We start from the raw sequence: 26,650 nt of genomic DNA on the forward strand, positions 1-26,650 counted from the left end.
GATATTACATGAAATGAAGAGAACAGAAAAAAGCCGGAGAAGCGGAACGTTCGCTTTTATCCCAGGATTTCTCCTCCACAAGCAAAAATCAAAAATTGGGGGATAACATGGATCGGAAGCTTGTTCTGTCATCGGAGTGCTGGTGTAATTTTCACATTTGAGCGAGAATCCAGTCACAACCAATACAACAATCTATGGACGGAGGACTCAAGTTTATGTTGAAACAGCTTAAGCCATACAAGGTGTTACAGGAGCGCAGAATCGAGGAATTGAAATCGGATGCGTACCTGCTGGAACACCAAAAATCCGGTGCCCACATCGTACTGCTGTCCAATAGCGATGATAACAAGGTGTTCAGCATTGGTTTCCGCACACCTCCCGAAGATGATACAGGTGTAGCCCATATTCTGGAACATTCCGTGCTCTGCGGGTCCAAAAAGTTCCCGGCCAAAGATTCCTTTGTGGAGCTATTGAAGGGATCTCTGAATACGTTCCTGAATGCGATGACTTATCCTGACAAAACAATCTATCCCATTGCCAGCCGCAATGATCATGATTTCCATAATTTGATGGATGTGTATCTGGATGCGGTATTAAATACGAACATTTATGAGAATGAAAAAATATTTCTGCAGGAGGGCTGGAATTACAATCTGACTTCTGCAGAAGACGAATTGACGTACAATGGCGTTGTGTACAACGAAATGAAAGGGGCTTTTTCCTCGCCAGAACGCATGGTGAGACGCGAAGTGCTGAACTCCCTTTTCCCGGATACGACGTACTCTTGTGAATCTGGCGGGTTCCCGGAAGCGATTCTGGATTTGACCTATGAAGGACTGCTCGATTTCCACAAACGCTACTATCATCCATCCAACAGCTATATCTACCTCTACGGCGATATGGATATGGAAGAAAAGCTGCAGTGGCTGGATGAGCATTATCTGAGCGGCTATGATCGTATCGAGATTGACTCCGAAATTAAGCTGCAGCCGGCTTTCCCGGAACGTGTAGATGCAGTGAAGTCTTATGCTGCAGGAAGCACAGAATCCGAAGTGGATAACAGCTTTTTGACGTACAACGCGGTTATCGGCACAAGTCTGGACAAGGAACTGAACATCTCGTTTCAGATTTTGTTATATGCTCTGCTTAACGCGCCGGGTGCTGTGCTGAAGCAGGCACTACTGGACAAAGGCATCGCGAAGGATGTTTACGGCTCCTATGACGACAGTCTGTATCAACCCGTGTTCACGGTGGGATTGAAGAAGAGCAATCTGTCCAGCAAAGAGGAGTTCCTCGGAACAATTAAGGAAGTGCTGGAGCGTGTTGTGCAGGAAGGATTTGATCCGAAAGCACTGCTTGCTGGCATTAATTCGTATGAGTTCAATCATCGGGAAGCGGATTTCGGCCGTATGCCGAAAGGGCTGATCTACGGATTCTCCTCCTTGCAAAGCTGGTTGTATGATAAAGAGGCACCGTTCACCCACTTGGAGGCTAATGATGTATTTGCGGCGCTCCGTACCAAAATGAAGGACGGTTATTTTGAGCAGCTGGTGGAGAAATATCTCTTACAAAATACGCATACATCATTTGTGGCGCTGACTCCCGACAAAGGGTTGAATGCCCGCAAAGAAGAGGCGCTGAAGGCTCGTCTCAAATCGGTGCAGGCCGGACTTAGTCCAGAAGAGGTACAAGAGATGATTAAACGTACCGAAGCACTGGCCGAGTACCAAAACACCCCTTCGACCAAGGAGCAGCAGCAGGTGATCCCGACGTTATCGATTGAGGATATTGATACAAAAGCATCCAAGCTTCACCAAACGCTGAACAGCGTAGATGGCACAACGATTCTGCATCATAATTTGTATACGAATGGCATTGGTTATCTGAGACTGCTGTTTGATATCAAGGAAGTGCCCCGCCGTCTGCTGCCTTATACAGGATTGTTGAAAAATGTATTGGGATACGTTGATACCCAAAACTACTCGTTTAACGAGTTGTCGAATGAGATTCATATTCACTCGGGGGGGATTAACAGCGGACTTGGCACCTACGTCAATGCACATCAGCATCATGATTTTAAGGCGACGTATGAATTTAATGCCAAAGTGCTGTATGACAAACTTGGATTTGCTTTTGATATGATCAAGGAGATTGTATTTACGTCCCGTTTTGACAATACCAAGCGGCTTTTCGAGATTATTTCTCAGGTCAAAGGCGGTCTGCAGCGCAATTTGATCAACAGCGGTCATTCTGCAGGGATTGCCAGATCGTCCGCGAAACATTCCGCCGCTGCAGATTTCCGGGAGCTGGTTAGCGGGATTGCGTACTATCAGTGGCTTGAGGATTTACAGGCGAACTTTGATTCGAAAAAAGAACAGCTGTCCTCCAGCCTGCAGGAACTGATGGGTTACATTTTCAGACCCGAGAATCTGCTTGTGAGCTATACTGCGGATGATCAAGGTTACGAAGGTCTGGAAGAGCGGGTGTCCGACCTGAAAGCCAAGCTGTTCACACAAGAAGTGGCGAAGGAAGCTTTCGCGTTTACGCCTGCAGCCCATAACGAAGGGTTCCGTTCTCCATCCGAGGTTCAATATGTAGTGCAGACCGGGAACTTTATTGAAAAAGGGTACGCCTTTACGGGCTCCCTGCGTGTATTACAGGGGATTTTGTCCCTGGATTACCTGTGGAACAATATTCGCGCCAAAGGCGGGGCTTACGGCTGTATGTCTGGGTTTAGACGAAACGGGGATAGTTATCTGGCTTCCTATCGGGATCCGAATCTGGATAAAACCTATAAGGTGTACGAGGGGATTCCACAATATTTGAATGATTTCCGTGCTGATGAACGGGAGATGACACGTTATATCATCGGTGCAATTCAGGATCTGGATACACCACGAACCCCATATAGTGAAGGAGCGTTCTCCCTGGAATGTTATCTGTCCCAAGTGACAGAGGCCGATCTGCAAAAGGAACGTGATGAGGTGCTTGGTACGAAGGAGAGCGATATCATCGGTTTTGCCGGGCTTGTGTCTGCGATTCTGGAACAGCAGCATCGGTGTGTTATTGGAAATGAGCATAAGATCGAAGAGCAAAAGCAGCAGTTTGACGAAACACTTGATCTGATTAAACACTAAGTCATGCTGCTGCTGTGGAATGATTCATTGAGAAGGTTCCAGAAGCAAACGATACAATGCTGTAAAAAAGGAAAAGACACCTGCATGGGCTGGTATACAGCCTCGGCAGGTGTCTTTTTTGTACGCGCGATACTTAAAATGAAGTCTGATATTTTAATAGGCGGAAGCTGTTTAAAGTACAGCGGACAGCAAAACATGGCATGGCAAAGTAGAACATATGCTGTCCCGGTTGGGGTTACTGCTCAGGTTACCGCAAGCATGTTATAAATCTTTAATGTGCGCAGATCCTCTTTGGAGATTTTGAGCTCATTAAAAAGCTCCGGCGTTTCCGGCAGGGGTGTGCGGGAGAAGAGCATTTTCAGCGCAATCGGCATGAAGGGCCGGAACGAGACACCTGCCATCAACCCCCATTTTTTCTCCGATTCCTGAAAAGATGCCAAAATATTAATATACAGATTCTCCAGCGGCGTGGCCTGATTTTTCAGAATCAGCGTTGTCAGCGTATCGTAATGCTCCGTATGGCCCCAGTACATATTTTCACATTCCTGATAATTTTCAAAATCCTTCACATTCATATACATCACGGTACGATAACGGTTAGCATCCGACTGAGCCATCATGTCAATAACGCAGCGAATGAGACTGTTGTTCCGGCCGTCATAAAAGTATGAATAGAAGCGGGTGGAGTTTTTGAAAAAGCTCGACTGAACGGTATTCATCAGCGGAGACGCATGTCTCGGTTCCTTATAAAGCAGCTGCTCGACCTGGATATTCAGCGCATCCGCAATCTGGTGCAGTGTCACAAGATCCAGGGTGATATCACCGCTCTCATATTTGGAAAGGGTACCTTTGCTTTTGAAAATCTGGTCCGCCAGCTGCTGCACGGTGAGTCCACGCCATTTGCGGAAGTTTCTTATTTTTTTGCCCACTTCCTGATTGATGTTGTTCATTGGGGTGCTCCTTATCGGGTGGAAGTATCCTAAGTGTTTCCTGAGAATAGATGAATAAGCTGAAAGTCATTCTTAAATGCCAAGGCTTATCAGAAATATATCACTTTTTCAACAAAAAGCCTATTCTGAGGAAACATGAACGTTTATTTGTTTCTTCTGAGTAGATTATCTTGTGTTTGATGCAGTTCCGGTGGTATGGAACAATAGGTTCAGAAGCTATGCACTGATGATGCTAAAACGAGAAGACAGAGGAGCTAATCCCCATGACCAAGATAAGCAGGATCAATGCACCGTATGATTTTGATGAACTGATTGACCGTACGGGAACCAATGCGATGAATACGGATGGTTTCCGCCAATATATTTTTAACGCACCGAGTGAGATGAAATTTCCGTTCAAGGATGACGAGTTTATCCGCATGTGGATTGCCGATATGGATTTTGCCACCCCGCCCGAAATTTTAGATGCTGTAAAAGAACGTCTGGATCGTCGGATTATGGGGTACTCCCAAGTTTTTGATCCGGCTTATTACGAAGCGGTGGCCAGCTGGATGGAACGATATTATGACTGGTCTTTTCCCAAGGAGCATCTAGAAACGTCTAATGGCATTATTCCTGCGCTGTATGAACTCGTGGAATATATTTGCGAGAAGAACGATAAGATGCTGATCCTGACCCCTTCCTATGGATTTTTCAAATCAGCAGCAGATCATAATCAACTTGAACTGGTCTGCTCGGACATGTTAAATGAACAGGGACAATACACGATTGATTTTGACGATTTTGAAGCAAAGGCGAAAGATGAGAAGGTTCGTGTATGCATTTTCTGCAACCCGCATAACCCGTCTGGACGCATCTGGAGTACCGAGGAACTGAAACGGGTAGGCGAAATTTGTCTGAGCAATGATGTCTGGATCATCTCCGATGAGATTCATTGTGATCTGCTGCGCACAGGCAAAAGGCATACCCCTCTAGCCAAACTGTTCCCGGATACCGACCGGATTATTACCTGTATGTCTCCCAGCAAGACGTTTAATATGGCGGGTCTGATGTTCTCCAATGTCATTATTCCGAACAAAGCACTGAGGGACATCTGGCAGGCGCGTCATTACGGCTTCAAAAACCCGCTCAGCATCGCAGCCACCCAAGCGGCTTATGAACATGGTGATGAATGGCTGAAACAGCTGAAGAGTTACCTGGATGACAACTTTATGGTTGTTGACCAATATGTGAAGCAGCATCTGCCTCTTGCGGTGTTTCATATCCCTGACGCTACGTATTTGGCCTGGATTGATATTACGGCTTATGCCCCGAAGGATGTCAGCCTGCCCTTGTTCTTTGCGCAGCAGGCAGGCGTACTGCTGGAGGATGGGAGAATGTTTGTAGCGAACGGTGAAGGATACATTCGTTTGAATCTGGCTTGTCCGCGTTCTGTGCTGGAAGAGGGATTGCGCAGAATCGTCCGCGTGCTGGTGGGGCAGAAGCAGGCAGATGAGATGCCTGTGTTCGTCTAATACCCCCTCCCAATTGATTCTGAATGGCTGGAGAGTATCCTGAGAAAGCTGAGAGGAACATATTCGGAGAGACCTGTGAGAATTCTATATAGAACGATCAGAGAGAAATAACATATACTGGTGATCAGAATGTATCCAAGGGGCGAAGCAGCGTGAAAGCTGTTTCGTCCTTTTTTTGCGTTCTTTTCCGGCATAGCACACTTCTGGTCTGTCGACCGTGGTTATGTTAAAATGATGGATAGTCTATGAGTTGCTGGACATGTGACTCTTGCAGGGAAGAGCCCATCCAAACGGGCTGTACGGATATATTCATCAGGGGAAAGGAGCCATACATGATGTTTGGAAATGATTGGGATGAGGTGTTGAAGGAGGAGACGGAAGCCGAGTATTTTGACAAAATTCGTTACGCACTCGCTGCCGAGTACAAAACACAGACGGTCTATCCGCCCAAGGAAGATTTGTTCTCGGCTCTGAAGCTGACTCCGTATCATCGGGTGAAAGCGGTCATTATTGGTCAAGATCCTTATCACGGGGCAGGACAGGCCCACGGATTAAGCTTCTCGGTCAGACCCGGAGTGCGCGTTCCGCCTTCACTGAAAAATATATACAAGGAACTTCAGGCTGATTTGGGTGTACCTGCTCCCAAACATGGTTCACTTATTCATTGGGCGGAGCAGGGTGTGCTGCTGCTCAATGCGGTTCTCACCGTTCGGGAGGGTCAGCCTAATTCTCATCACGGGTTAGGTTGGCAGACGTTCACGGATGCCGTCATTCGTGAGCTGAATGAACGTACAGAGCCTATGGTGTACATGCTGTGGGGAAGTCATGCTCAGAAGAAGGGGGCTTTTATCAACCGAGACAAACACCTGGTTCTGGAATCGACACATCCGAGCCCTCTGGCTGCCCATCGCGGCTTTCTTGGCAGCCGGCCGTTCTCCAAAGCCAACGAATTTCTCGTCTCCCAAGGTATTAAACCGATCGATTGGACAATACCTGAAAACTAGATAGAGTGGAGGCGAGCACATTGCGACATTGGATTGGACGAAAAGTGGCAGTATACCGGGCAGCAGGAATCCGCGAGCCTCTGAAGGGAACGCTGGTAGAGTGGGACGAAGAAGCGGAATGTGTTCGAATCGGACCGAAACGGATCAAGGTATCGTTTGACAATATAGCAATGATCAAACCTCTTCCTGAAGAAAGTTTGCCTCTGAAGAAGGCGCGTTCTGAAGTACACAAGATCGGATATGTTATGAAAAAGGCAATCCAGTTTGAAAATGCGATCTATTTCAAGTCGCAGATTATGATCTGGCGGCGCGCCAAAATCGTGGCGTTATCTACGACGATTGTAAGACATGATGAAGATCAGGTCGAACTTGAAGATGGACGCCTGCTTCGCAAAGACAAGCATATGTTTGTTGTGCGTTCACGGCGCGGTATACGATAATGCAGCGAAAATTTAATATGTATTTCATACAGCGATCATACAGTATTAATGTTTCGACTTTATAGTAGGTACTAACAACCCCTTCTAATTGATTGTGTATGGATTTGGGAGCCCGGCCGGCTGCAAACGGCCGGGTATTTTTTTGCCTTTTTAGCGGTAGAGACATGAATAAGTATAGACCAGCTGTGAAATATATGATTTTTGAGTTCCTAAAACAATGTGCATACGTTCTGTTAACGTGCTGTAACATACCAATGACATTTGTGATGTATACTAGGGAGATAGATAAGTTGAACTCAAGAAGGAGTGGAACGACTTGAAACGGATATGTGTATTTGCAGGATCTAACCCGGGAAATCATCCCGATTATATTGAGCACGCTGCCCGGCTGGGTCAACAGATTGCAGGCAGCGGTTATGAACTCGTCTATGGCGGCTCTTGCATGGGGTTGATGGGTGCAGTAGCGGATGCGGCTCTTGCAGCAGGCGGAGAAGTCATCGGTGTTATGCCTACGGGCTTATTTCGGGGTGAGGTCGTTCACGGAGGGCTTACCAAACTGATTGAAGTGGGCACGATGCATGAACGAAAAGCCGAAATGGCCCGGTTATCCGATGGATTCGTCGCACTTCCGGGAGGCATGGGCACATTTGAAGAATTGTTCGAGGTGCTGTGCTGGGCCCAGATCGGCATTCATCGCAAGCCTGTAGGACTCTTGAATGTTAACGGGTATTACGAACCGCTCATGAAAATGGTTGAGCATAGTGTACATGAAGGCTTCTCTAACACATCACACCTCAGTTTGTGGAGCCTGGAGTCCGAGCCTGCCGAGCTGCTTGCTCAAATGGCGGCTTATATTCCTAAGGATTTGACTCAGAAATGATCCGAGTTAAGCGAAAAGTAAAGGCGTATACAACGGTCAACCGTGACGGGGACCGTTTCAAGCGAGATCCTGCGTGAGAAAACTTCTTCATCTGCCCAAGCAAATTATACATGCGGACATAGTCTATAGTGTACTTTGAAGAAGAGGGGAGTGTCACTCATGAGCGAACTCAAAGGAACAGGTTACGGCTACTGCGGAGGTTTCGGCGGCGGAGCGTGGACATCAACAGGCGCAATCCTGGTATTGTTTATCCTGCTCGTTATCATCTCCCGCACTTTCGTACTGTAATTTAAGACCATTCCATGACGGATGCTTGAGCCCCCGGGCAGCGTCCAGAGAAAAATGGCCTTTCCAAAGAGACGCCGGCGGCTGTCGGCGTTTCCGGGGAACGGTTTTTTCTGCTTGTACAAAAAAAGACCTCCATCTCATTGGAGTGAGATAGAGCCGTATAGCGGGAACTATACAATAATTTCTGCAGTATCGCTCGGTAAAATAAGTGTCTGCCAGGCAATGTATAGTCCAATGGCTGCAGCAATCAGTGCAAGAATAGCCGCAACAAGGGCCAGCTGATCAAGTCTTTTCTGATGAGGATCAACGACGGTGGACTGATTACTCGTTCTGTCAGGTATAGAGAGTCCTCGAACAGAAGCTCGCGGAATGGCTTGTCGGGGTCCGGGAGGTTTTGGCGGGCTGAATTTCGGTCCTGGTTCTGATCTGTTTTGTTTCCTTATACGTGATTTCAATGGGCAACCTCCTTACAGCGGAGTGCGATGGTCTACGACTGATATTATATTATGTAAATTCTCAGATTGAGTTCGCAAAATGAGTGAATCCCCAGCCGTTTAAATGCCGCACCAAGCACTCAAATAAAAGCCGCTGCATAATTAAATGTTCTCTTAATACATGTATAACAAACGGCGTATATAGTGAGGTTTATAGAATCCACTTTGAACGCAGGAGGGGCTGTATTGAACAAGGTTGAAATTATCGCTCACCGAGGTGCATCGGCTGTATGCCCAGAGAACACGATGCATGCTTTTGAGCGGGCTCTGGAGCTTGGTGCAACAGGAATAGAGACGGATGTACAGATGTCTGCGGATGGCCGATTAGTGCTGATCCATGATGAGACGTTACAGCGTACGGCGGGAACGACGGGCTGGGTCAAAGACTGCACTTATGATATGCTGCGTACTCTGGATGCAGGCTCGTGGTTTCATCCCGATTTTGCGGGAGAGTCCATTCCATCACTTGAGATGTTATTCAACCTGGTGCAGGGCAGGAGAGTGCTGCTTAATCTCGAATTGAAGAATGGAATCGTGCCGTATAAAGGCATGGAAGAGAAGGTCATTCAGGTGATTCGGGAGTGGGACATGGAGCAGCAGGTCGTACTTTCCAGCTTTAACCATGCATCGCTCGTCAAATGTAAACGTATTGCCCCGGATATTCGTACAGCGCTTTTATATATGGAGAAGCTGTACCGTCCTCATGATTATGCAGCCAAACTGGAGGCTTCAGGTCTTCATCCTTACAAAATGGCCGCTTCAGAGGAGGAAGTAGCCGCTGCACTTGCGCAGGGCATAGTCACATACCCTTTTACTGTAAATGATCCGGACGAGATGAAGAGGATGATCGAAATGGGAGTGCAGGGCATCATCACCGATCTGCCGGATGTACTCGTTTCATTGATGACTGTGCGGACTCGCTAAGCCAAGCATCGGAATTAGATTAGTATTATACACTTATAAAGTGGGGGCCAATCATGAGCATGAAAGCTCTGTATGGCCTTTTTTCATGCATAATAATGTGAAAATATTCATATCTGCAAGAAAGTTGTCCTTTTTGTCCATTGCCAGACGGGGGGGATTCCCTTACAATGTTCTATGGGAATGAGAATCAATATCAATAAGAAGCGGTAATTTTGGAGAGGTGATTGTTATGTACATAAGGTTGACAGGATTCACTCATAACGCGGGTGGACAAGTATGAGCTCGAACAGTTCATCCACGCATTCGAATACGGAGTCACCCACAGCCAAGATCCACACACGCCCGTGGACAGCCACTCTCATTCTGACAGGTGGTATTCTGCTGCTGGCTCTGGGTATGGCGCTGTCCATTTCATTTGGTGCTGCGGACATTCAGCTCGGCGTGGTCTGGCAGGCTGTATTTAACTTTAACCCTGACTTGACGCCCCATCAGATTATATGGGAGATCCGGCTGCCGCGTATCCTTGGTGGAGCCATGGTAGGTGCCTGCTTCGCTGTGGCGGGGGCTATTATGCAGGGCATGACCCGGAATCCGCTGGCTGATTCGGGACTGCTTGGATTGAATGCAGGTGCCGGATTTGCGCTGGCTATCTGTTTCGCCTTTTTCCCGGGTTTGTCGTATATGTACATCATCATGTATTCATTCCTTGGAGCGGGACTTGGCGTGCTGCTTGTGTACGGTTTCGGTGCGGCGTCCAGATCAGGTCTGACACCGCTGCGGCTTGTATTAGCCGGGGCCGCAGTATCGGCAATGCTGTCTGCACTCAGTGAGGGGATCGCGCTGTACTTCAGAATTGGACAAGATCTTGCGTTCTGGACTGCCGGCGGGGTAGCCGGAACGAAGTGGTCTCAACTTGAAGTGATGTTTCCCTGGGTTCTTGCGGCACTCATCGTTGGTTTAATCATCTCGCGCTCGATTACGTTGCTCAGCCTCGGTGAGGACATCGCAGTAGGGCTGGGACAGCGTACAGGTCTGATTAAGCTGATTGGTCTGATCGTAGTACTTATTCTGGCGGGCACCGCTGTATCCGTAGTGGGGGCAGTCGGCTTTGTCGGTCTGATCATTCCCCATCTTACAAGAAAGCTGGTCGGGGTTGATTATCGCTGGATTATCCCGTGTTCTGCTGTCATGGGCAGTCTGCTGCTTGTATTCTCGGATTTGGCTGCACGTATGATTAATCCGCCTTACGAGACGCCAATTGGCGCACTGGTTGCCCTGATCGGAGTGCCATTCTTCCTGTATCTGGCGCGGAAAGAAAGGAGGACGCTATAACATGGGTTCCTCAACAATGGTTAGTACAGAGCGTAAAAAGAAAACAAAAGGCATCGTTGTTCTTAGTGTGCTCGCGCTTTTGATTATCATCGTTTTTATTGTCAGTATGAATACCGGATTTACGAAGCTTTCGCCGCTGGAGGTGCTGCGCACGCTCTTTGGGGGCGGCACAGCGAAGCAGCATTTAATCCTGTTTGAATTCCGTCTGCCCCGCATTGTCATTTCCGTCCTGATCGGAGCGGGATTGGCATTGTCCGGCTGTATTCTGCAGGGGGTATCACGCAATGCGCTTGCCGACCCGGGGATACTTGGTATTAATGCAGGAGCAGGACTTATGGTGATGCTGTTTGTTTCCTTTTTCCCAACGACGACCGCAGCTCCGATTTTTCTGCTTCCGGTTCTTGCTCTGATTGGAGCGGGTTTTGCGGCATTTCTGATCTATGTACTTTCTTACAAAAAGGGTGAAGGCATCCTGCCTACCCGAATGCTGCTCACAGGCATCGGGATTGCGGCCGGGATCAGTTCAGCTATGATCGTATTAACGCTTCGGCTTAGTCCGGAGAAATATCAGTTTGTAGCCACTTGGCTTGCAGGCAGCATCTGGGGCTCCAACTGGAAGTTTGTAAGTGCTCTGCTGCCGTTTATGGTGGTGCTTGTACCACTCGTGCTGATGAAGGCACGTGTACTTAACGTGTTAAACCTCGGTGATCAGACCGCAAGCGGGCTCGGTGCTCCCGTAGAGCGTGAGCGTTTGATTCTGCTTGCCGCCGCCGTAGGTCTTGCGGGATCATGTGTCTCTGTCAGCGGTGGTATTGGTTTTGTTGGATTGATCGGACCTCACCTGGCACGCCGTCTGGTTGGTCCCAAACATCAACTTTTGCTGCCTGCGTCTGCACTGGTCGGGTCTTTACTCGTTCTAATTGCCGATACGCTGGGCCGTGTCATCCTGCAGCCTTCGGAGATTCCGGCCGGGATTCTGGTTGCTGTTCTCGGTGCACCATACTTCCTGTATCTCTTAAGCAGGACGAAATAAAAGGTAATCACCATATTGACGGAGGATTGCCGTAAGGGGGAACTTGGTTCATGCTTCGTCGTTTTTTTGCCTATTACAGGCCTTATAAAAAACTGTTCATTCTGGATTTCACCTGTGCAATTCTGGTCGCGCTGCTTGAACTTGCGTTTCCGCTGGCCGTGAACCGGGTAGTGGATGATCTGCTGCCAGGCGGACGCTGGGACTGGATTTTGTGGGCGTGTCTGGCACTGCTGGGCATTTACCTGCTGAATTCATTCCTGAATTATGTTGTCACCTATTGGGGACATAAGCTCGGGATTAATATCGAGACGGATATGCGTAAAAATCTGTTCAATCATGTGCAGAAGTTATCTTTCCGATATTTTGACAATACAAAGACCGGACATCTGGTATCCCGGATGACAAATGATTTGATGGATATTGGGGAGATTGCCCATCATGGACCGGAGGATGTATTTATTGCGGTGATGACGCTTGTGGGTGCCTTCAGCATCATGATGAGCATCAATGGTAAGCTGGCCATTCTGACGTTTATCATTGTGCCGCTCATTATCTATCTCTCCTTGTATTTCGGTAACAAAATGTCCAAAGCATTCAGCCGAATGTTTGGCGATATTGCAGATTTCAATGCTCGTGTGGAAAATAATATCACAGGTATTCGCGTGGTACAGGCTTTTGCCAATGAAGAGTATGAAAAAGCACAATTCGCCGTAAACAATGGTCGATTCCGTCAAACCAAGCTGGTTGCGTACAAAATTATGGCGTGGAACTCTTCGATCAGTTATGTGCTGATGAAGCTGGTATCTCTATTTGTACTTGTATGCGGCACATGGTTTGTTATTAATGGCAGTATGTCTTACGGTCAATTTATCGCGTTTATTATGCTGTCGAATGTGTTCCTGACACCCATTCAGAAGATTAACTCGGTTATTGAAACCTATCCCAAAGGGATTGCAGGTTTCAAACGCTACACAGATCTGCTCGATATGGAGCCGGATGTCAAGGACCGTGCTGATGCTGTATCGGTATCCCATCTGCGCGGGGACATTCGGTATGAGCAGGTGACTTTCGGTTATTCGGACCAGGAGCCTGTGCTTAAAGGTGTCGATCTGAGTGTGCAGGCCGGTGAAACGGTAGCTCTGGTTGGCCCGTCAGGAGCAGGGAAAACGACGCTCTGCAGTCTGCTGCCGCGATTCTATGATGTGCTGGAAGGGCGCATTACCATTGATGGCCAAGACATTCAGCACATGACGCTGGACTCCTTACGCAGCCAGATCGGAATCGTGCAGCAGGACGTATTCCTCTTTGATGGTACGATTCGCGAAAATATTGCGTACGGCCGGCTGGATGCTTCGGAAGAAGAAATATGGATGGCCGCCCGCCGTGCCCAGATGGAATCTTTGATTCTGTCCATGCCAGAAGGATTGGATACCCTTATTGGTGAGCGTGGAGTGAAGCTCTCGGGTGGACAGAAGCAGCGGTTATCCATTGCACGAATGTTCCTGAAAAACCCGCCGATTCTGATTCTGGATGAAGCGACCTCGGCACTTGATACCGAGACGGAAGCTGCGATCCAGCAGTCCCTCGCAGAGCTGTCCGAAGGCCGGACGACGCTTGTTATTGCCCACAGACTGGCTACGATCAAAAATGCAGACCGCATTGTCGTTGTTGCTGAACAGGGTATTACCGAGCAGGGGCGTCATGAGGAACTGCTTGCTTCAGGTGGTGTTTACAGCCGTCTGCATTACGCGCAGTTTGGTGCGTAGGAGAGAGAGCGGCTTGCCAGGCCAAAATCAAGCTGAACTGCTGCGGAGTTTGATGGGTTGGCGTGATAAGGAACGTATTTAATCAGGATCGTTCTTATCGAACATGAGGTATGTGTGTCAGTGCTTAATTATTTACGTATGTATGGCTGTGTATGTATGCATGTATGTAACAAGAGATATGTATGCAGCGAAATTAAGATGTAACACGTTTGGGAGTGCGAAGCACACTGGAGTAAGAACAGCTGTATTACCATCGCCTATGACTTGGAAGGAGTCGGGGCGGTGGTCTTTTTTTATTTTGGAGGGAGGAGAATGCAGGTTGACGAGGGTGAAATTGCATCAACATTGAAAATGGGTAATAATGGGCAGGGTGTGCTCTGAATTGTATGATAGGTTCATGATGAGCGGCGCTGTGCATATCTTCTGGAGAATGTTTGAAGTTAGGAGGTAGACCATATGTCGGATCTCGTTAAAATTGTACTCACGTGTTTCATTTTTATTTTGATTTTGTGGTTGTTATTTGTGGGGATACGTAAACGCACAGGATATAACCAAAGCCTGGACACCCGAACGTTGATTGGCTGGTTTATGGGACTTTTCATCATCGGCGCTGTGCCGCTTGCTTTTGCGTTGTATACCCATATCACCGATGAACGTCTGGATGCCAATATTGGATTAGGGTTGGCGATGCTGTTTGCCTGGGCGTACTGTGCGATGCTGCTGTGTGGAGTTTTAGGAGTTTGGGGAAGGTATCTGTGGCTCAGGAATAAAGAGAAATGATATGGACAGACAAGGCACGGATAGGTAAGAATGGGCGAAATGATTGTGCCTGTACCAGGGAAGAAGAGGGGCCTAAAGGAGTTTGAGCAGATGATTAATAATAAGTATTCTTTAATTGATGATGAGACCGGCTTAACCATCGGAAGATGCCTGGATCAGAAGGGGCTGACTGGAAGCTGTATTGAGAAAATAGATGGCGAAGATTTTCATAAAATCACGTTCGTAGATTTTGGATATGATGAAGAGTTTGCAGCGTACTGCAAGCATCGTAAAACATATATTAACAACGTATATCTGACTATTCTTAACGATGAAGAAAATCCAATTGGATCTTATTATTTTGTTCTTAAAGAGTCTTATGCTTATGATCCATTTTCGGATTTCGATGAAGTGCTGCAGCAGCTTGAATTCGTTGGAAATTTGGTTGAAGTGGCGGCAGAAGAGAGTCTTTTGGTTTGGGATATGCGCAGAACACCTCTTGCTAAAAAGAATGAGTGGATAGGATTGTCCTGCGAACAACGCCTGGCATGGTTAGAAGCTGCCCGATTATTTTCCAGTACCAAACCAATTACAGAAGATCAACAGCAAGGCCATTATTATATCGATGCAGCCCATGTAACCGATCCTGCTTCTTTTTTCTGTGCACTAGGTGAGGCTGTAAACGGGCCGGGCGGGTACTTTGGTTACAGTTTGGATAGTCTGGAGGACTGTCTTTGCGGTGGATTTGGAGCAAGAGAGCCGTTCGTCATTCATTTATTTAATGTAGATGATAAAATGAAAGCACAGGACAGCTTCTTTTATCAAATAAAAGAAATACTTACTGAGAGGAACGTAACGATTAGCTGTAGTTCATTTGATAAAACGGGTTCATATTAGCGGACTTGGCTTGCTGAATGAGCATTACTTCATAATTGATGGATAGTTTCGAGGTGCAGGCGGAGTAGAGAATTTAGAGAAAATACTTATACATTTTCAAAAATGGGCAGATTCCTTAGGGGAAATAACACATGAATATCATAACGATGTTACCCAAAGATAAACATGACTTTGAAGCTGTAGAGAAGCTTTCCAAATGCAGTAAGGATGAGCTGAGAGATGTCTTACCTGAGCTTATGAAGTGGTTACAGGATGGGAACTGGCCGATTTCTCAGCCGGTGGAAGACATACTGTTGAGGTTTGGAGACGAATTGATTCCGCATGTTCGAGATGTATTCCAAACGAGAGATCCGCAGTGGGAGTATTTCATGCTGACAGGCCTTATCTCCCGATTACCTTTAGAATGTTTATATATGCTAAAGCCTGACTTAGAAAGAATAATTGACCAGCCTACGTATAGCGAGGTGCTTGAGGAGATGGATGAAGCCATCATACTTTTGCTCAACAAGATAAAGTAGTGTGTATGCTCTAACATGCTTATTGGAGCCATGAGTCGACCAATCTCATAACAAAGCCCTCAGATCTTCGCTGCATTGAAGCAGCTGGGAGTGAGGGCTTTACTTCTACTTAAGACAAACTGCATTTTAACAGGAGGAAACCTTTCAAACAAATACTAAACATTAATTCCTTAATCCGCAATATTACCTGCCATTTTCAGACGGCGCGCAATCTCCTTGAAATCCTCGTGTGAGATGCCTGGTGCGAATTCTTCCTCCACCGCCGGAGCTTCTGGAATCGGGAAGCCTTGAGGGATGCCCTGAATCACTTCCAGAGGTTGTCCATCTTCGGGGTGTGTGCCCTTCCAGATCTGGTCAATGGCATTGAAGTCGTTGTCGCTGTAAGTGTACAGTTTGGTGTGAACGCCTTTTTCTTCATATTTATGAGCCTCGTTGAAGGCTTTGTTGTCCAGTGACGGAATCGGAATCAACTTGGTCACATTGACACCTGTCGCAATCTCGATTGCTTTGGCATACGCCACGACGTGCACGCCGCCGCGTACGAGCAGGAAACCGACAACTTCGCGCGCTGCGGGATGGTCCGTCATTTCGTACACTTTCATCTTGTGCGTACGGGCGCCGCATTCGAGGAAGAAATTATGCAGCAGATCCTCCACCAGATTGCCGCTGTTGAAGACATTGGCACCTGTCCATGGATTACCCATAGAGTCAAAAGGCATCGCGCCTTGGGCACCTGCCAGGAAATGATACGACAGCCTTGCATCCTTCACGGAACCCAGCGGCGTCTGATCGGGTTCTTTATATTGGGTTGATCCTCTGAGACAGTGGTTTATACCATGTGACACCAGTTCAACATGTCCTAATTCTTCAGCCGTAATACTCATGACGAGGTCGTAGAAAGGCTTGAGCTTTTCTTTGGAACGAAAATTAAAGGATTGATAGAGGTAGTTGTTCAGGGTGGACATTTCTCCAAATTTACCACCAAGCAGTTCCTGTATGGCTGCCGCTGCATTGGGATCAGGCTTTTCGACGTTGGGGATCTCAATCAGAATTTCATCCAGACGTTTGAACATACAAATATAACCTCCTCGAATATGGGGTGCAAATGAGTTCAGGTAGTGTGCCTACAGCTTGGTCAGTCAAAGCCCATTACACGATATATGGTTTTCCTAAACAGATAAACTAAGAAATGGGTCTAAAGGGTTATGTGCTAATTCGTCAAGAATGCTTGCTGAATGTGGTGAATAATTCACCGTTTGGTATTCCCATTTTCACAATGATTATGTACAATCAGACAAGTTGTGCAAAGTGTCGTACTGATCTTGGTCATGGATTCGAAGCAGAAAGGGAGAAATACATATGAGATTTAGATGGTTACTTACAGCATGTTTATTGATTTTTTTAATGATATTGTTAACTTACACAAACAGTGCACATGTGCTGGCAAGCGGTGTAGGGAATGATGTCCAGGTGGATGAACAGACAAGGGGAATACTTATGGAAAAGTATGGTTTGGAGCCTACTGAAGAATCACAGGCACAGCAGCATTTTCTTTCCGGGGATTGGGGAATGAGCTTTAGTCATACTTCCGAGGTTGGAGCACTGGATAAGCTGATGCTTGCTGTCCCCTTTTCGCTGTGGCCCGCTGTCTGGATTTTTCGAATGTGGGTGTAAAATGCAGACCAAAGGGGCACGATATCAGCAACACATTGGTCCCAAGGGGTGAGATGCATGAGAGCGCTTATGGTTACGATACTAACGCTGATGCTTGGGTTGTCAGGCATTACAGCTGCAGCAGCAGCCTCCACATCCAGCAGCATACCGGATTATGCGAAGTGGGGGATCATAGCGGTGAAAGAAACCCAAACCAAGTACAATGTCGACATTCTAGACTACAAACATATTGGCCGCTCCTCGCTAAGCGCCAATCAGTCGAGAGAGCAGTTCAAGCTGTGGGTTCGTGCCAAAGATGGCAAGCAGTTTGCCGTATATGTTAATGTTGATTTTAATCCGAATACGCAGCAGTTAAAAAAAGTGCAATTTGCTGAATCAGATCGTCACTGATCAGATCAGGCTGTACCCCAAACTAAACTCTCCAAATTAAAGCAGAACCAGACTCCTGTTCCTTTAGGACCAAGTCTGGTTTTTTATTTTGAAAAATTCCTTTTTTTTGTTATTGAATAAAGAACTTACGTTCGCATATAATAATGAATACAAACAAACGTTCTTACTGGAGGGATGATCATGCTTGGAAAATATGTTGGCCAGATGGTGGAGCTTGTATATATGGATCGTGCAGGACAGATTACGCAGCGGCAGATTCGAGTTAATAGTGTGCGCGGCGGAACGATTCGGGCATCCGATGGCAAAGAAGGGGCACCACGGACGTTTCTGGAGCAAAATATTCTGGCATGGCGTCCTGTCACCGAAGGGAATCGGAAGGGAGTAATCAAGTATGCTGAACGACTTTGAACGCAAAATTTTACGCATCATCGTGAACTATGCAGGGCAGCGGCGGCGAATCCCGCGAATGGATGAGTTGGAGAACAAAACGGGCCGCAGTCGCGTCCAGATTCGGGAATCCCTGCTCGAACTTGAACGGAAAGGTCACATAGCTTGGGATAACCCGTCTGCGATGGAAAGCATACAGATTCTGCAGGCTTGGGAGCAGGAAGCGCAAATGGTTCGAAAACCGCAGCCTGCAGGGAGTGCGGTGAAATATTTTACCGATTATTAATCAGTCATCCGAGAGCCAAGGTTAAGCACAGCACAGTCAGACATAAAACAGAGCAAAAAACGCCAACCCGGTTGGATTGGCGCTGTATGTTCAGTCATTCTTTTAGAAAGTCGGAAGCTGGTCCAGATTGTTGGTGGGGTCCCCGTCGGCATCGCCGCGAATATACATTTCTCCATCCTTACCTTTGAATACATTCACACCCGCAATCGCTCCGGCTTTCACTTCGTTCAGGGCCTGCTGATAATCCAGTACACGTCCGTTGGATGTCTGGAAGGCGGTCAAATCACCGTCACCATTTTTCTGCACTGCTGTGAACGTTTCACGTGTTGTTTGATCCATCATGTCACACTCTCCTTCTATGACCAAATGGGAATGGGTTACCCTGTTAGCCTGTCCGAAATAGAGAGAAGTATTCATCCCATGCAGTGTTTTCCGAAGATTAATTGAACCGCTATTGAACTGGACTCCGAGAATGATTAGAGTGTTTTTCGCATACGAACGTGCAGAATACCCGCATCATAAAAAGGTTCTTCCGAAATCACTTCATAGCCGAGTTTATCATAAAATTTCTGAGCCTGACACTGGGCATCCAGTAGTGAATAGGTTAGCCCCAGCTCGCGAGCAAGCTCCTCCATTGCTAATAGAAGCACACGTCCATAACCAAATGACCGGTAGGATTCGAGTACAGCGATCCGCTGCATTTTGGCCGTGTCTTTGCTGTAATAGATCAGACGCCCTGTGGCAGCAGCCTGGCCATCCGTATGAAGCAGCACATGATGTACATCGGGGCTGATCACGTCATATTGATCAATCTCAAGTTCAGCAGGTACCTGCTGCTCCATTACAAATACCTGACGACGAATTTCAAGTGCCTGCTTCAATTCTTCTTCTGTCGTAACATAACTGATTTCAGCTGCCAAATTCAATTCCTTCTTTCTGCTCCATGCGCGGCAAGTTCAGACTGCATTATACAAAAAAATGCTTTTCCTGTATAGTTAAGTTTGGTACATACTGGGACTTTGGAGGAGGAGAGAGTGATGGGAATGGCAGGTATTATGACGATTACACTTCTGATGTCGGCGGGCATGATCGCTTTGTTGTATGTTGTGACCAAAAAAGCTTATTCTCGCAAATGGGATGAAGATGAATGATGCTGCGGACAGCGCCTTATTCTCCTGCTGCATCCAGCTTTCACGGTAAGATCTCGGTATTCCCCTGTGGGGAATAAACATCATGGACAACTGATTTGGAATATACATCCATCCACACGGGCAGCGATTCGCTCTGTTCATTCGGCTGCTGCAGCTGCTGGAACTGCACCGTATGTTCATCCCGCTGTAATGTGCAGCCTGTCATCGTAAGGAGAACAAGAGCGCATGTGACCAGCCAATTCATTGTGCGGAAGAGAGAATGTTTACTCTGACACTGCTCGCGCTGGTATAGATGATATCGAACGGCGTATTTCACAGGAATTCACCTCGTTTCCCAAAATGGTAATGTTTCCATTATTCTGCTCCAATCCAGCCAATTTATAACCAAATTAATGATTGACAATGAACGCGTTTACTTGGTATGATACTGTTACTTCATTGAAGTTTGATGTATAGATGGGGTGACATATTGAATCATTAATCTTAACTGTATTATAATGTAATTAATGAAGGGCGATAGCTCAGCGGGAGAGCATTATCTTGACAGGGTAAGGGTCGTGGGTTCGATCCCCACTCGTCCTATATATAACAATATTACTTAGCTTAGACAGCCCTTCACGGCTGTTTTTTGTTATGTCCGATTAATTGAAGAAGATGACAACTAAACATGGTTTGAACCGGAGGGCTGCCTGCAAAAATATGTGGGTAGTCTTTATTATATCTTATTGATTTAATGCTATAATCTAGATATTAACTAATTGTGAAAGTAGTAGTAGGGAGTTCAGATTTATATAACAGAAAAAAGATATGGTGGTGAAATAATTGGTACAAATTAAACGAGTTGCAGCTCTATATCGAGTATCTACAAAAGGACAATTGGACGGAAATGACATACCCATGCAGCGGCGATCTTGTAGAGCAATGATTGAAAAGCAGCAGGGGTGGAAGTTGGTAAAAGAATATACTGAAAGAGGTGTCTCAGGGTTCAAAGTATCTGCTTTGAACCGAGATGTAATTCAAAGGACTAAAGAGGACGCAGAAAATGGATTGTTCGATGTATTGCTAGTATTTATGTTTGATAGATTAGGCAGAAAAGATGATGAGACTCCCTTCTTAGTTGAGTGGTTTGTAAACAAAGGAATCGAGATGTGGTCTGTAATAGAAGGACAGCAAAAAATTGAAGTACATACAGACAGGATGATCAACTTTCTTAGATTCTGGCAGTCGAGCGGAGAAAGCAGAAAAACTTCGGATCGGGTGAACGAAAAACATAAGCAAATGGTGGAAGAGGGTATATTTCGAGGTGGTGGTATACCATATGGGTATAGAGGTGTTGATTCCGGTAATTTTAATAAAAAGGGTAAGGTGCTGCTTAAATTAGTAAAACACGAAGAAGAGTCTTTGGTGGTACAGAGAATGTTCCGACTGGTACTAGAAGAAGGATACGGACAATTAAGGATAGCTAAATTGTTGAACGAAGAGAACATACCCACAAGAAAGGCTAAACAGTGGGGGGGCGGCTACTGTGAATGTCATACTTAAAAATCCTATATATAAAGGAATTATGAGATACAGGAAAGGATTGGGAGACGATACATTTTCTAAGCCCATTCCTGAATTAATTATAATATCCGAAAAGGATTGGAATTCAGCTCAAGATATTAGAGAAAAAAAGAATCCTAAAAATAAGAAAATGAACGATAATTCTGTTCCCATAAGCACAAAAGGCAGTTTACTTCTAACTGGGATAGCGAGATGCGGGTGTTGTAATTCAAGGCTAACTTCAACAACATTTGTTAATAAATATAAGGCTGCAAATGGAGAAATACTTAGATACAATCAAAATAAAAGTTATCGATGTACCGGAAAATTACAAGGGAAAACCGATTGTATTGGTCAAGCTACTTTCTCGTCTAAGAAAGTTGAGCAGCAAGTAATGAAGCAAGTAAATAGTTACTTGAATCAACTCGAAACTATAGATTTCAGTTCAAAAATAGATCTAATCAAAGAGAAAATATCAAATGAGGAAGAGACAAAAATTAAGAACCTGCAGTCTATACTTGAAGAAAATTATAATGAGCTATCGGTTCTAAACGCCGAAGTCACTAAATCAATTATGGGCAAAAGTGCCTTCAAACCAAAGATTCTTAATGATCTCATTGAGAAGACAGAATTGGAGATTATGCAAAATACCAATGAAATGAATGAAACTGAAGGAATACTTTCTTCTAAAAAGATTGAACTGTCTGAAATGGAAACATTAAAAGAGTATATTCCGGTTTGGCATGATGTTTTTGATGAAGCCTCAATGGAAAAAAAGAAAATGATGTTAAGTACATTGATTGATGTTGTTTACGTTAGTAAAGAGAAAATCTCAGTAGAGATCAAAGCTAGGCTTAAAGAGTTCTTAGGACTTTTATCTAGTGAAAGTAAATATGCTGAGAGTTAACAGAGTAGTGTGGTTCGTGCCCACTGCAGATCAATACGAGAAGTCCTGCGCAGCAGGGCTTCTTTTCTTTTTTTAACAAAATTTAAACTTCACCTACACTTCAACGTAAGGTTAAGCCTCTATTGTTATATGTGAAGAACATACAGCAGAAGGAGAGAGACAACATGCACCTTTCAAAAATCAAATCCACGAACTTTATTCAAAAAGCGATGCTGAGCACACTGGTGATGACACTTGCGGCATCCCCACTAATCTATGCTGCGCATGCGGAGGCGTCACAAGGGTCCATGGCGGCCGCTGGTGCGGAGCAGGTACAAGCAAATTACGGCACGCAGCAGGCTGTATCTCAATATCAATCACCGATCCAGTATCTGATTCAGGCGCGTCTGGATGAGAAAGAGATGAATATACAGGCAAGCCAGACCGTGACTTATCGGAATACAAGCAAAGATACGCTTAAGGAGTTAGTGATGCATACCTATGCGGATGCCAATCGATCTAAAGCGACCCAGACACAAATGTATATCGGTCAGAATGAGCATATAGCCAAAGAAAATCCGGATAAAAAAGCATCAGACTTTCTGGGCGGGATAGATATTTTGGAAGTGAAGCAGCAGGAAAATCAAAAACCAGCGGATAAGCTTCTTTTTAGCAACCGAAATCAGGCATTAAGCGTGCAGTTAAAAACGCCTCTGCAGCCGGGTGAATCGATCACCCTGCAGGTGGACTTTCTGCTCGATATTCCGTATGGGATGCAGCGGCTCTCTTACTATAAGGATCAGATTAATGCGGCACACTGGTTTCCGGTCATGTCTGTATATGACGAAAACAGCCATCAGTGGAACAAGACAACGTACAGCACTTCCTTTGAGAGTGATTACTATACCTCGTCTGATTTCGATGTTGAGCTGAATGTGCCCGATTCATATAAGGTCGTCATGCCGGGAGAGATCACTTCCAAAGACAGTGCCGAACGCGGACGGAAAGTGGTCACAGCGCGCGCCGCGAACACCAGAGAATTTGCTTTTTTTGCTGGTCCGAATTTAAAGTCAGCACGTGAGACGCGAGATGGGTTAACTGTAGAATATTTTTATTCCGGCGATGACCCTGTCAAGAAAGCTGCAGTGGACAAGTACGTCGATTATGCATTTAAAGTCATCGCGTTTTATAGTGAGAAATATGGTAAATATCCTTATCCCGATTTTCGGATTATCGAAACGTATGTGGATGGTTTTGGCGTTGAATATTCAAGATTAATACAGATGCCGCAGCGTCCTGCAGAAGTACTGCCTGAAGATGATACGACGTTTGTGCATGAAATTGCACATCAGTGGTTCCATGCTTTAATTGGGAACAATTCAGAAACGGAATCCTTTCTGGATGAAGGTTTTGCCGATTTCTCCACGGTGTATTTTTTAGAAAAGCAGGGCAATAAGCTGGGAGGTTTCAGATCGATTCAGCTCGATCCGTCACCTATTGATATACCCATTGCTTCAACAAATGAGCAGGCAGGAGAAATGGCTGATTATATTTTCTACCAAAAGGGACGTCAGGCGATCTACCAATTATACCGCTCCGTTGGTGAACAGCAGTTTGATGCGTTTATGAAAGAGTACTTTAACCGTTTTATCTACCAAAACGCTTCGATTAATGGATTGCTTGATACCATAGGGGATGTGCTGGGTAAAGAACAGCGTCGGGAAATGGAAAAAGCGTTGATTCAACCTGGATTTGAACTCAAGCAGGAATATCAAATGTCCAAAGATGAGATGGCAGCCTATATGCACGACGCATATCAGCCGCAATACGAGTCTCTTATGAATAATATTCCAAACATGCCTTATGAAGTGATGGTTCGTCTAATGGACAAGTCTTTCCGAGGGGAACCGTTAACCATTGTACTTGGTGATCAGGTGAGCAAAGCAGCTGCAAAACAGCAGGAACAAGCAACCAGCCAATTAACTCAGATTTTTGATGTATTTGGCATAAAATATGATATCGTTCGTGACCGCAAGCAGTTGAAGCAGAAGCTAAAACGTGAGATTGGCGACAGCAACCTGATTCTTATTGGTAATGCGAAGTCTAATGGCATTGTGCAGGCTCTGAAACAAAGCATGAATGACCGGGCAGGTAAAATTGGTTTGGACTGGAAAAACGCCATGAACGCATCTGGCCATTCGGGAGCCTATGTCATTAAACATCCATATAATCAGAATCGGCTCCTGATTCATTATTATTGGAATGACGACCACCTCGGGGATAAGGCTGCAGCATCTTTTATGGAAAAAAATCAGGAATCCCTTACAATTTCCCAAAATCTTTACCAATATTACGAGCTGGATCGTAACGGTAAGTTGAAAACTAGCAAAAAAGTCGAATGATGCATTTTACAATAAATTAGAAGCATAAAAAAAGATATGTTTATGGAGAGCCGCTATAAGAGGCGGCTCTTTTTGCCTGTTCAGTTCCATTTAAGGTTTCTCCCTTAAACTTCTCCGTAGCAGAATTAAAAAAGAGATGTAAGGTGGGAAAACGGATGATGAACAACAAATGGAGAAACGTCATGGCAGGAACGGTGATTGTCTCGATACTGTTATCAGCTTGCAGCAGCGAAGCGGAGACAACGACGATAACACAACAAACGGCTGTAAATACAGAAAAACAAACGAGTGAAAGTAATGCCCAAACTACGTCTTATGCACAGAACTTTGATAAAACGGAAGTGATGTCTTTTTCCATTGATGTGGATGAGGATGCCTGGCAAAAAATGCTGGACACAGCGGCAGAGGAGAATTATATCAAAGCCAATGTAACGATTAACGGAACAACGATTCAAAATGTAGGCATTCGAGCCAAAGGAAACTCGAGTTTGAGACAAGTGGCAGGAGACGATACAACGGATCGGTATAGTTTCAAAATCAAGTTTGACGAATACGTCAAAGGTCAGACCTGGAATGGACTCGACAAAATGGTTGTAAATAATATGATCTCGGATGCCAGTTACATGAAAGAATATCTTAGCTACGACATCATGAGTTATATTGGCGTTGACGCACCGCTGTTTGCTTTTGCCAATATCAACGTAAACGGAAAGACATGGGGCTTATACCTTGCTGTTGAAGATATAGATAGCGGGTATCTGGACCGTGCGAAGAATGGTGAAGGCGAAATCTATAAACCCAATAACGATGGCAATATGGGAGCGGGCGGAATGGGGAATCCAATGGGTAACCCGCCAGCAGAAGGTGACGCTGCAGGGATGGGAGATTTTCTGCCCCTTGAAGGCATGGAACCACCAAGTGATGCAGGTGCAGCAATTGGCAAGGACACTACCGATTCACAGCCCGCAAGAGGTCGTGGAGAAGGTAATCGCGGACCGGGTGGAGGCGGCAGAATGAAGGGTGACACGAACGGCGTATCCTTAGTTTATACGGATGATAAAGTTTCCAGTTATTCTGGCATTTTTGATAATGCAAAGACCAAAACAACGGAAGAAGATGAACAACGTGTCATTGAGGCACTTAAAAACTTGAATGCAGGCTCTAATCTTGAGAAAGTTGTGGATGTGGATGCTGTGCTGAAATATTTTGCAGCGCATATCGTGGTTGTGAATATGGATAGCTATACTTCCAATATGGGTCATAACTATTATTTGTATGAGAATAATGGACAGCTCAGTATGCTGCCATGGGACTATAATATGGCTTTTGGTGGATTCATGGCAGGTTCAGCATCCGATGTAGTTAATCTTGCTATAGATACACCACTGTCCGGTGTGACGATGGAAGAACGTCCTATATTAAGTAAACTGCTGGAGGTACCTGAGTACAAAGCGAAGTACCATAAATATTTGCAGGAAATTATAGACGGTTATTTCGCAGACGGGCAATTTGAGCAAAAGGTACAGACGCTGAACCATCTGATTACCGATTATGTTAAAAATGATCCTACGGCATTTGTTACGTACGATAAGTATAAAGCGGCTGTGGCCGAATTGACCAAATTAGGCACGCTGCGTGCGGAAAGTATACAGGGACAACTTGACGGAACGATTCCTGCTGCTGCGGAGGAACAAAAATCGAGTCCGAATACCCTTATCGATGCTTCTTCTGTCGACCTAACAAAGCTGGGAGATGATCTTAATAAAGGAAAAGGGATGAATGGCGGTGGCCCATGGCAGGGCTTCGAGCCCAATTCAGGCAACCAAGAAACTAAAAAAGCGGAGCAATCGGATACAACCCAATAGGTTCTGCGATCTCTGCTATGTAATGTGAAAGCTTGTTCATTAGATGATACCAAGAGACGCGTTTCAAAGGCGTCTCTTTTTTATATTATAAAAAAACTATTTACAACCCAAATTAAATTGTGTACAATCAA

Annotated in this window: 27 protein-coding genes and 1 tRNA gene; 22 read left to right on the plus strand and 6 right to left on the minus strand. The window is 45.6% G+C overall.

Features of this window, described 5'->3' with window-relative positions; genetic code table 11:
* Positions 1–215 precede the first annotated feature (215 nt).
* Positions 216–3,137, plus strand: a complete 2,922-nt coding sequence (locus tag ABXS70_RS06470; RefSeq protein ID WP_366294830.1) for an insulinase family protein — start codon at positions 216–218, stop codon at positions 3,135–3,137.
* 242 nt (positions 3,138–3,379) lie between these two features.
* Here ABXS70_RS06470 and ABXS70_RS06475 read toward each other — a convergent pair whose 3' ends face one another.
* Positions 3,380–4,087, minus strand: a complete 708-nt coding sequence (locus tag ABXS70_RS06475; RefSeq protein WP_342551998.1) for a helix-turn-helix transcriptional regulator — start codon at positions 4,085–4,087, stop codon at positions 3,380–3,382.
* Positions 4,088–4,350: 263 nt separating this feature from the next.
* Between ABXS70_RS06475 and ABXS70_RS06480 the strand changes: the two genes are divergently transcribed.
* From ABXS70_RS06480 to ABXS70_RS06500, 5 genes are all read left to right on the plus strand, one after another.
* Positions 4,351–5,601: a MalY/PatB family protein gene (locus tag ABXS70_RS06480; RefSeq protein ID WP_366294834.1), complete on the plus strand. Its 1,251-nt coding sequence runs from the start codon at positions 4,351–4,353 to the stop codon at positions 5,599–5,601.
* 335 nt (positions 5,602–5,936) lie between these two features.
* Entirely contained in the window at positions 5,937–6,605 is a 669-nt protein-coding gene (ung, locus tag ABXS70_RS06485; protein WP_366296560.1) for a uracil-DNA glycosylase, read from the plus strand.
* Between the two features lie 20 nt (positions 6,606–6,625).
* Positions 6,626–7,045: a hypothetical protein gene (locus ABXS70_RS06490; protein ID WP_342551996.1), complete on the plus strand. Its 420-nt coding sequence runs from the start codon at positions 6,626–6,628 to the stop codon at positions 7,043–7,045.
* Positions 7,046–7,361: 316 nt separating this feature from the next.
* Positions 7,362–7,925 carry a TIGR00730 family Rossman fold protein gene (locus ABXS70_RS06495; RefSeq protein WP_366294837.1) on the plus strand — a complete coding sequence of 188 codons (564 nt, stop codon included), beginning with the start codon at positions 7,362–7,364 and terminating at the stop codon, positions 7,923–7,925.
* 159 nt (positions 7,926–8,084) lie between these two features.
* Complete coding sequence (locus ABXS70_RS06500; protein WP_272037590.1) at positions 8,085–8,213, plus strand: hypothetical protein; 129 nt, start codon at positions 8,085–8,087, stop codon at positions 8,211–8,213.
* Positions 8,214–8,383: 170 nt separating this feature from the next.
* Here the strand turns inward: ABXS70_RS06500 and ABXS70_RS06505 are convergent, their stop codons facing one another.
* On the minus strand, positions 8,384–8,668 hold the full coding sequence (locus ABXS70_RS06505; protein ID WP_342551994.1) for a hypothetical protein: 285 nt from the start codon (positions 8,666–8,668) through the stop codon (positions 8,384–8,386).
* Positions 8,669–8,893: 225 nt separating this feature from the next.
* Between ABXS70_RS06505 and ABXS70_RS06510 the strand changes: the two genes are divergently transcribed.
* From ABXS70_RS06510 to ABXS70_RS06540, 7 genes are all read left to right on the plus strand, one after another.
* On the plus strand, positions 8,894–9,631 hold the full coding sequence (locus ABXS70_RS06510) for a glycerophosphodiester phosphodiesterase (RefSeq protein ID WP_342551993.1): 738 nt from the start codon (positions 8,894–8,896) through the stop codon (positions 9,629–9,631).
* 276 nt (positions 9,632–9,907) lie between these two features.
* Positions 9,908–10,963 carry an iron ABC transporter permease gene (locus ABXS70_RS06515; RefSeq protein WP_342551992.1) on the plus strand — a complete coding sequence of 352 codons (1,056 nt, stop codon included), beginning with the start codon at positions 9,908–9,910 and terminating at the stop codon, positions 10,961–10,963.
* 1 nt (position 10,964) lies between these two features.
* On the plus strand, positions 10,965–11,996 hold the full coding sequence (locus tag ABXS70_RS06520; RefSeq protein WP_342551991.1) for an iron ABC transporter permease: 1,032 nt from the start codon (positions 10,965–10,967) through the stop codon (positions 11,994–11,996).
* A gap of 50 nt (positions 11,997–12,046) precedes the next feature.
* Positions 12,047–13,762, plus strand: a complete 1,716-nt coding sequence (locus ABXS70_RS06525; protein WP_342551990.1) for an ABC transporter ATP-binding protein — start codon at positions 12,047–12,049, stop codon at positions 13,760–13,762.
* A 456-nt stretch (positions 13,763–14,218) separates the two neighbouring features.
* Complete coding sequence (locus ABXS70_RS06530) at positions 14,219–14,542, plus strand: hypothetical protein (protein ID WP_342551989.1); 324 nt, start codon at positions 14,219–14,221, stop codon at positions 14,540–14,542.
* Between the two features lie 90 nt (positions 14,543–14,632).
* The gene (locus tag ABXS70_RS06535) at positions 14,633–15,418 is read left to right on the plus strand and encodes a barstar family protein (protein ID WP_366294845.1); all 786 of its coding nucleotides are present in this window, start codon (positions 14,633–14,635) and stop codon (positions 15,416–15,418) included.
* 131 nt (positions 15,419–15,549) lie between these two features.
* Positions 15,550–15,936, plus strand: coding sequence for a DUF5071 domain-containing protein (locus ABXS70_RS06540; protein ID WP_342551987.1), 387 nt, complete (start codon positions 15,550–15,552; stop codon positions 15,934–15,936).
* 170 nt (positions 15,937–16,106) lie between these two features.
* Here ABXS70_RS06540 and ABXS70_RS06545 read toward each other — a convergent pair whose 3' ends face one another.
* Positions 16,107–17,009, minus strand: a complete 903-nt coding sequence (locus ABXS70_RS06545; protein ID WP_366294848.1) for a manganese catalase family protein — start codon at positions 17,007–17,009, stop codon at positions 16,107–16,109.
* A 286-nt stretch (positions 17,010–17,295) separates the two neighbouring features.
* On the opposite strand from ABXS70_RS06545, the gene ABXS70_RS06550 reads away from it, so the two are divergent.
* The 4 genes from ABXS70_RS06550 to ABXS70_RS06565 all read left to right on the plus strand — a co-directional run bounded on the left by ABXS70_RS06550 (position 17,296) and on the right by ABXS70_RS06565 (position 18,673).
* Positions 17,296–17,610 carry a hypothetical protein gene (locus ABXS70_RS06550; RefSeq protein WP_342551985.1) on the plus strand — a complete coding sequence of 105 codons (315 nt, stop codon included), beginning with the start codon at positions 17,296–17,298 and terminating at the stop codon, positions 17,608–17,610.
* Between the two features lie 57 nt (positions 17,611–17,667).
* Positions 17,668–18,000 (plus strand): DUF3889 domain-containing protein, encoded by a 333-nt coding sequence (locus ABXS70_RS06555; RefSeq protein WP_366294851.1) that lies wholly within the window; start codon positions 17,668–17,670, stop codon positions 17,998–18,000.
* A gap of 180 nt (positions 18,001–18,180) precedes the next feature.
* Positions 18,181–18,408 carry a hypothetical protein gene (locus tag ABXS70_RS06560; protein WP_342551983.1) on the plus strand — a complete coding sequence of 76 codons (228 nt, stop codon included), beginning with the start codon at positions 18,181–18,183 and terminating at the stop codon, positions 18,406–18,408.
* Positions 18,392–18,673 carry a hypothetical protein gene (locus ABXS70_RS06565; protein ID WP_366294855.1) on the plus strand — a complete coding sequence of 94 codons (282 nt, stop codon included), beginning with the start codon at positions 18,392–18,394 and terminating at the stop codon, positions 18,671–18,673. The genes ABXS70_RS06560 and ABXS70_RS06565 overlap by 17 nt, the downstream gene beginning before the upstream one ends.
* Before the next feature lie 102 nt (positions 18,674–18,775).
* Here ABXS70_RS06565 and ABXS70_RS06570 read toward each other — a convergent pair whose 3' ends face one another.
* The 3 genes from ABXS70_RS06570 to ABXS70_RS06580 all read right to left on the minus strand — a co-directional run bounded on the left by ABXS70_RS06570 (position 18,776) and on the right by ABXS70_RS06580 (position 20,140).
* The gene (locus tag ABXS70_RS06570; RefSeq protein ID WP_342556395.1) at positions 18,776–19,012 is read right to left on the minus strand and encodes a DUF3892 domain-containing protein; all 237 of its coding nucleotides are present in this window, start codon (positions 19,010–19,012) and stop codon (positions 18,776–18,778) included.
* 137 nt (positions 19,013–19,149) lie between these two features.
* Positions 19,150–19,593 (minus strand): GNAT family N-acetyltransferase, encoded by a 444-nt coding sequence (locus tag ABXS70_RS06575; protein ID WP_366294858.1) that lies wholly within the window; start codon positions 19,591–19,593, stop codon positions 19,150–19,152.
* A gap of 271 nt (positions 19,594–19,864) precedes the next feature.
* Positions 19,865–20,140, minus strand: coding sequence for a hypothetical protein (locus tag ABXS70_RS06580; RefSeq protein ID WP_366294861.1), 276 nt, complete (start codon positions 20,138–20,140; stop codon positions 19,865–19,867).
* Positions 20,141–20,334: 194 nt separating this feature from the next.
* Here ABXS70_RS06580 and ABXS70_RS06585 point away from each other — a divergent pair.
* The 5 genes from ABXS70_RS06585 (at position 20,335) to ABXS70_RS06605 (ending at position 26,519) form a co-directional block, all read left to right on the plus strand.
* Positions 20,335–20,406: transfer RNA gene (locus tag ABXS70_RS06585), tRNA-Val, on the plus strand.
* A gap of 240 nt (positions 20,407–20,646) precedes the next feature.
* On the plus strand, positions 20,647–21,366 hold the full coding sequence (locus tag ABXS70_RS06590; protein ID WP_366294864.1) for a recombinase family protein: 720 nt from the start codon (positions 20,647–20,649) through the stop codon (positions 21,364–21,366).
* Positions 21,350–22,273, plus strand: coding sequence for a recombinase zinc beta ribbon domain-containing protein (locus ABXS70_RS06595; protein ID WP_366294867.1), 924 nt, complete (start codon positions 21,350–21,352; stop codon positions 22,271–22,273). The genes ABXS70_RS06590 and ABXS70_RS06595 overlap by 17 nt, the downstream gene beginning before the upstream one ends.
* A gap of 164 nt (positions 22,274–22,437) precedes the next feature.
* The gene (locus ABXS70_RS06600; protein ID WP_342551978.1) at positions 22,438–24,654 is read left to right on the plus strand and encodes a M1 family metallopeptidase; all 2,217 of its coding nucleotides are present in this window, start codon (positions 22,438–22,440) and stop codon (positions 24,652–24,654) included.
* A 155-nt stretch (positions 24,655–24,809) separates the two neighbouring features.
* Positions 24,810–26,519, plus strand: a complete 1,710-nt coding sequence (locus ABXS70_RS06605; protein WP_342551977.1) for a CotH kinase family protein — start codon at positions 24,810–24,812, stop codon at positions 26,517–26,519.
* Positions 26,520–26,650 lie beyond the last annotated feature (131 nt).

Origin of the sequence: Paenibacillus sp. AN1007 (assembly GCF_040702995.1) — a bacterium.
Classification (GTDB): Bacteria; Bacillota; Bacilli; order Paenibacillales; family Paenibacillaceae; genus Paenibacillus.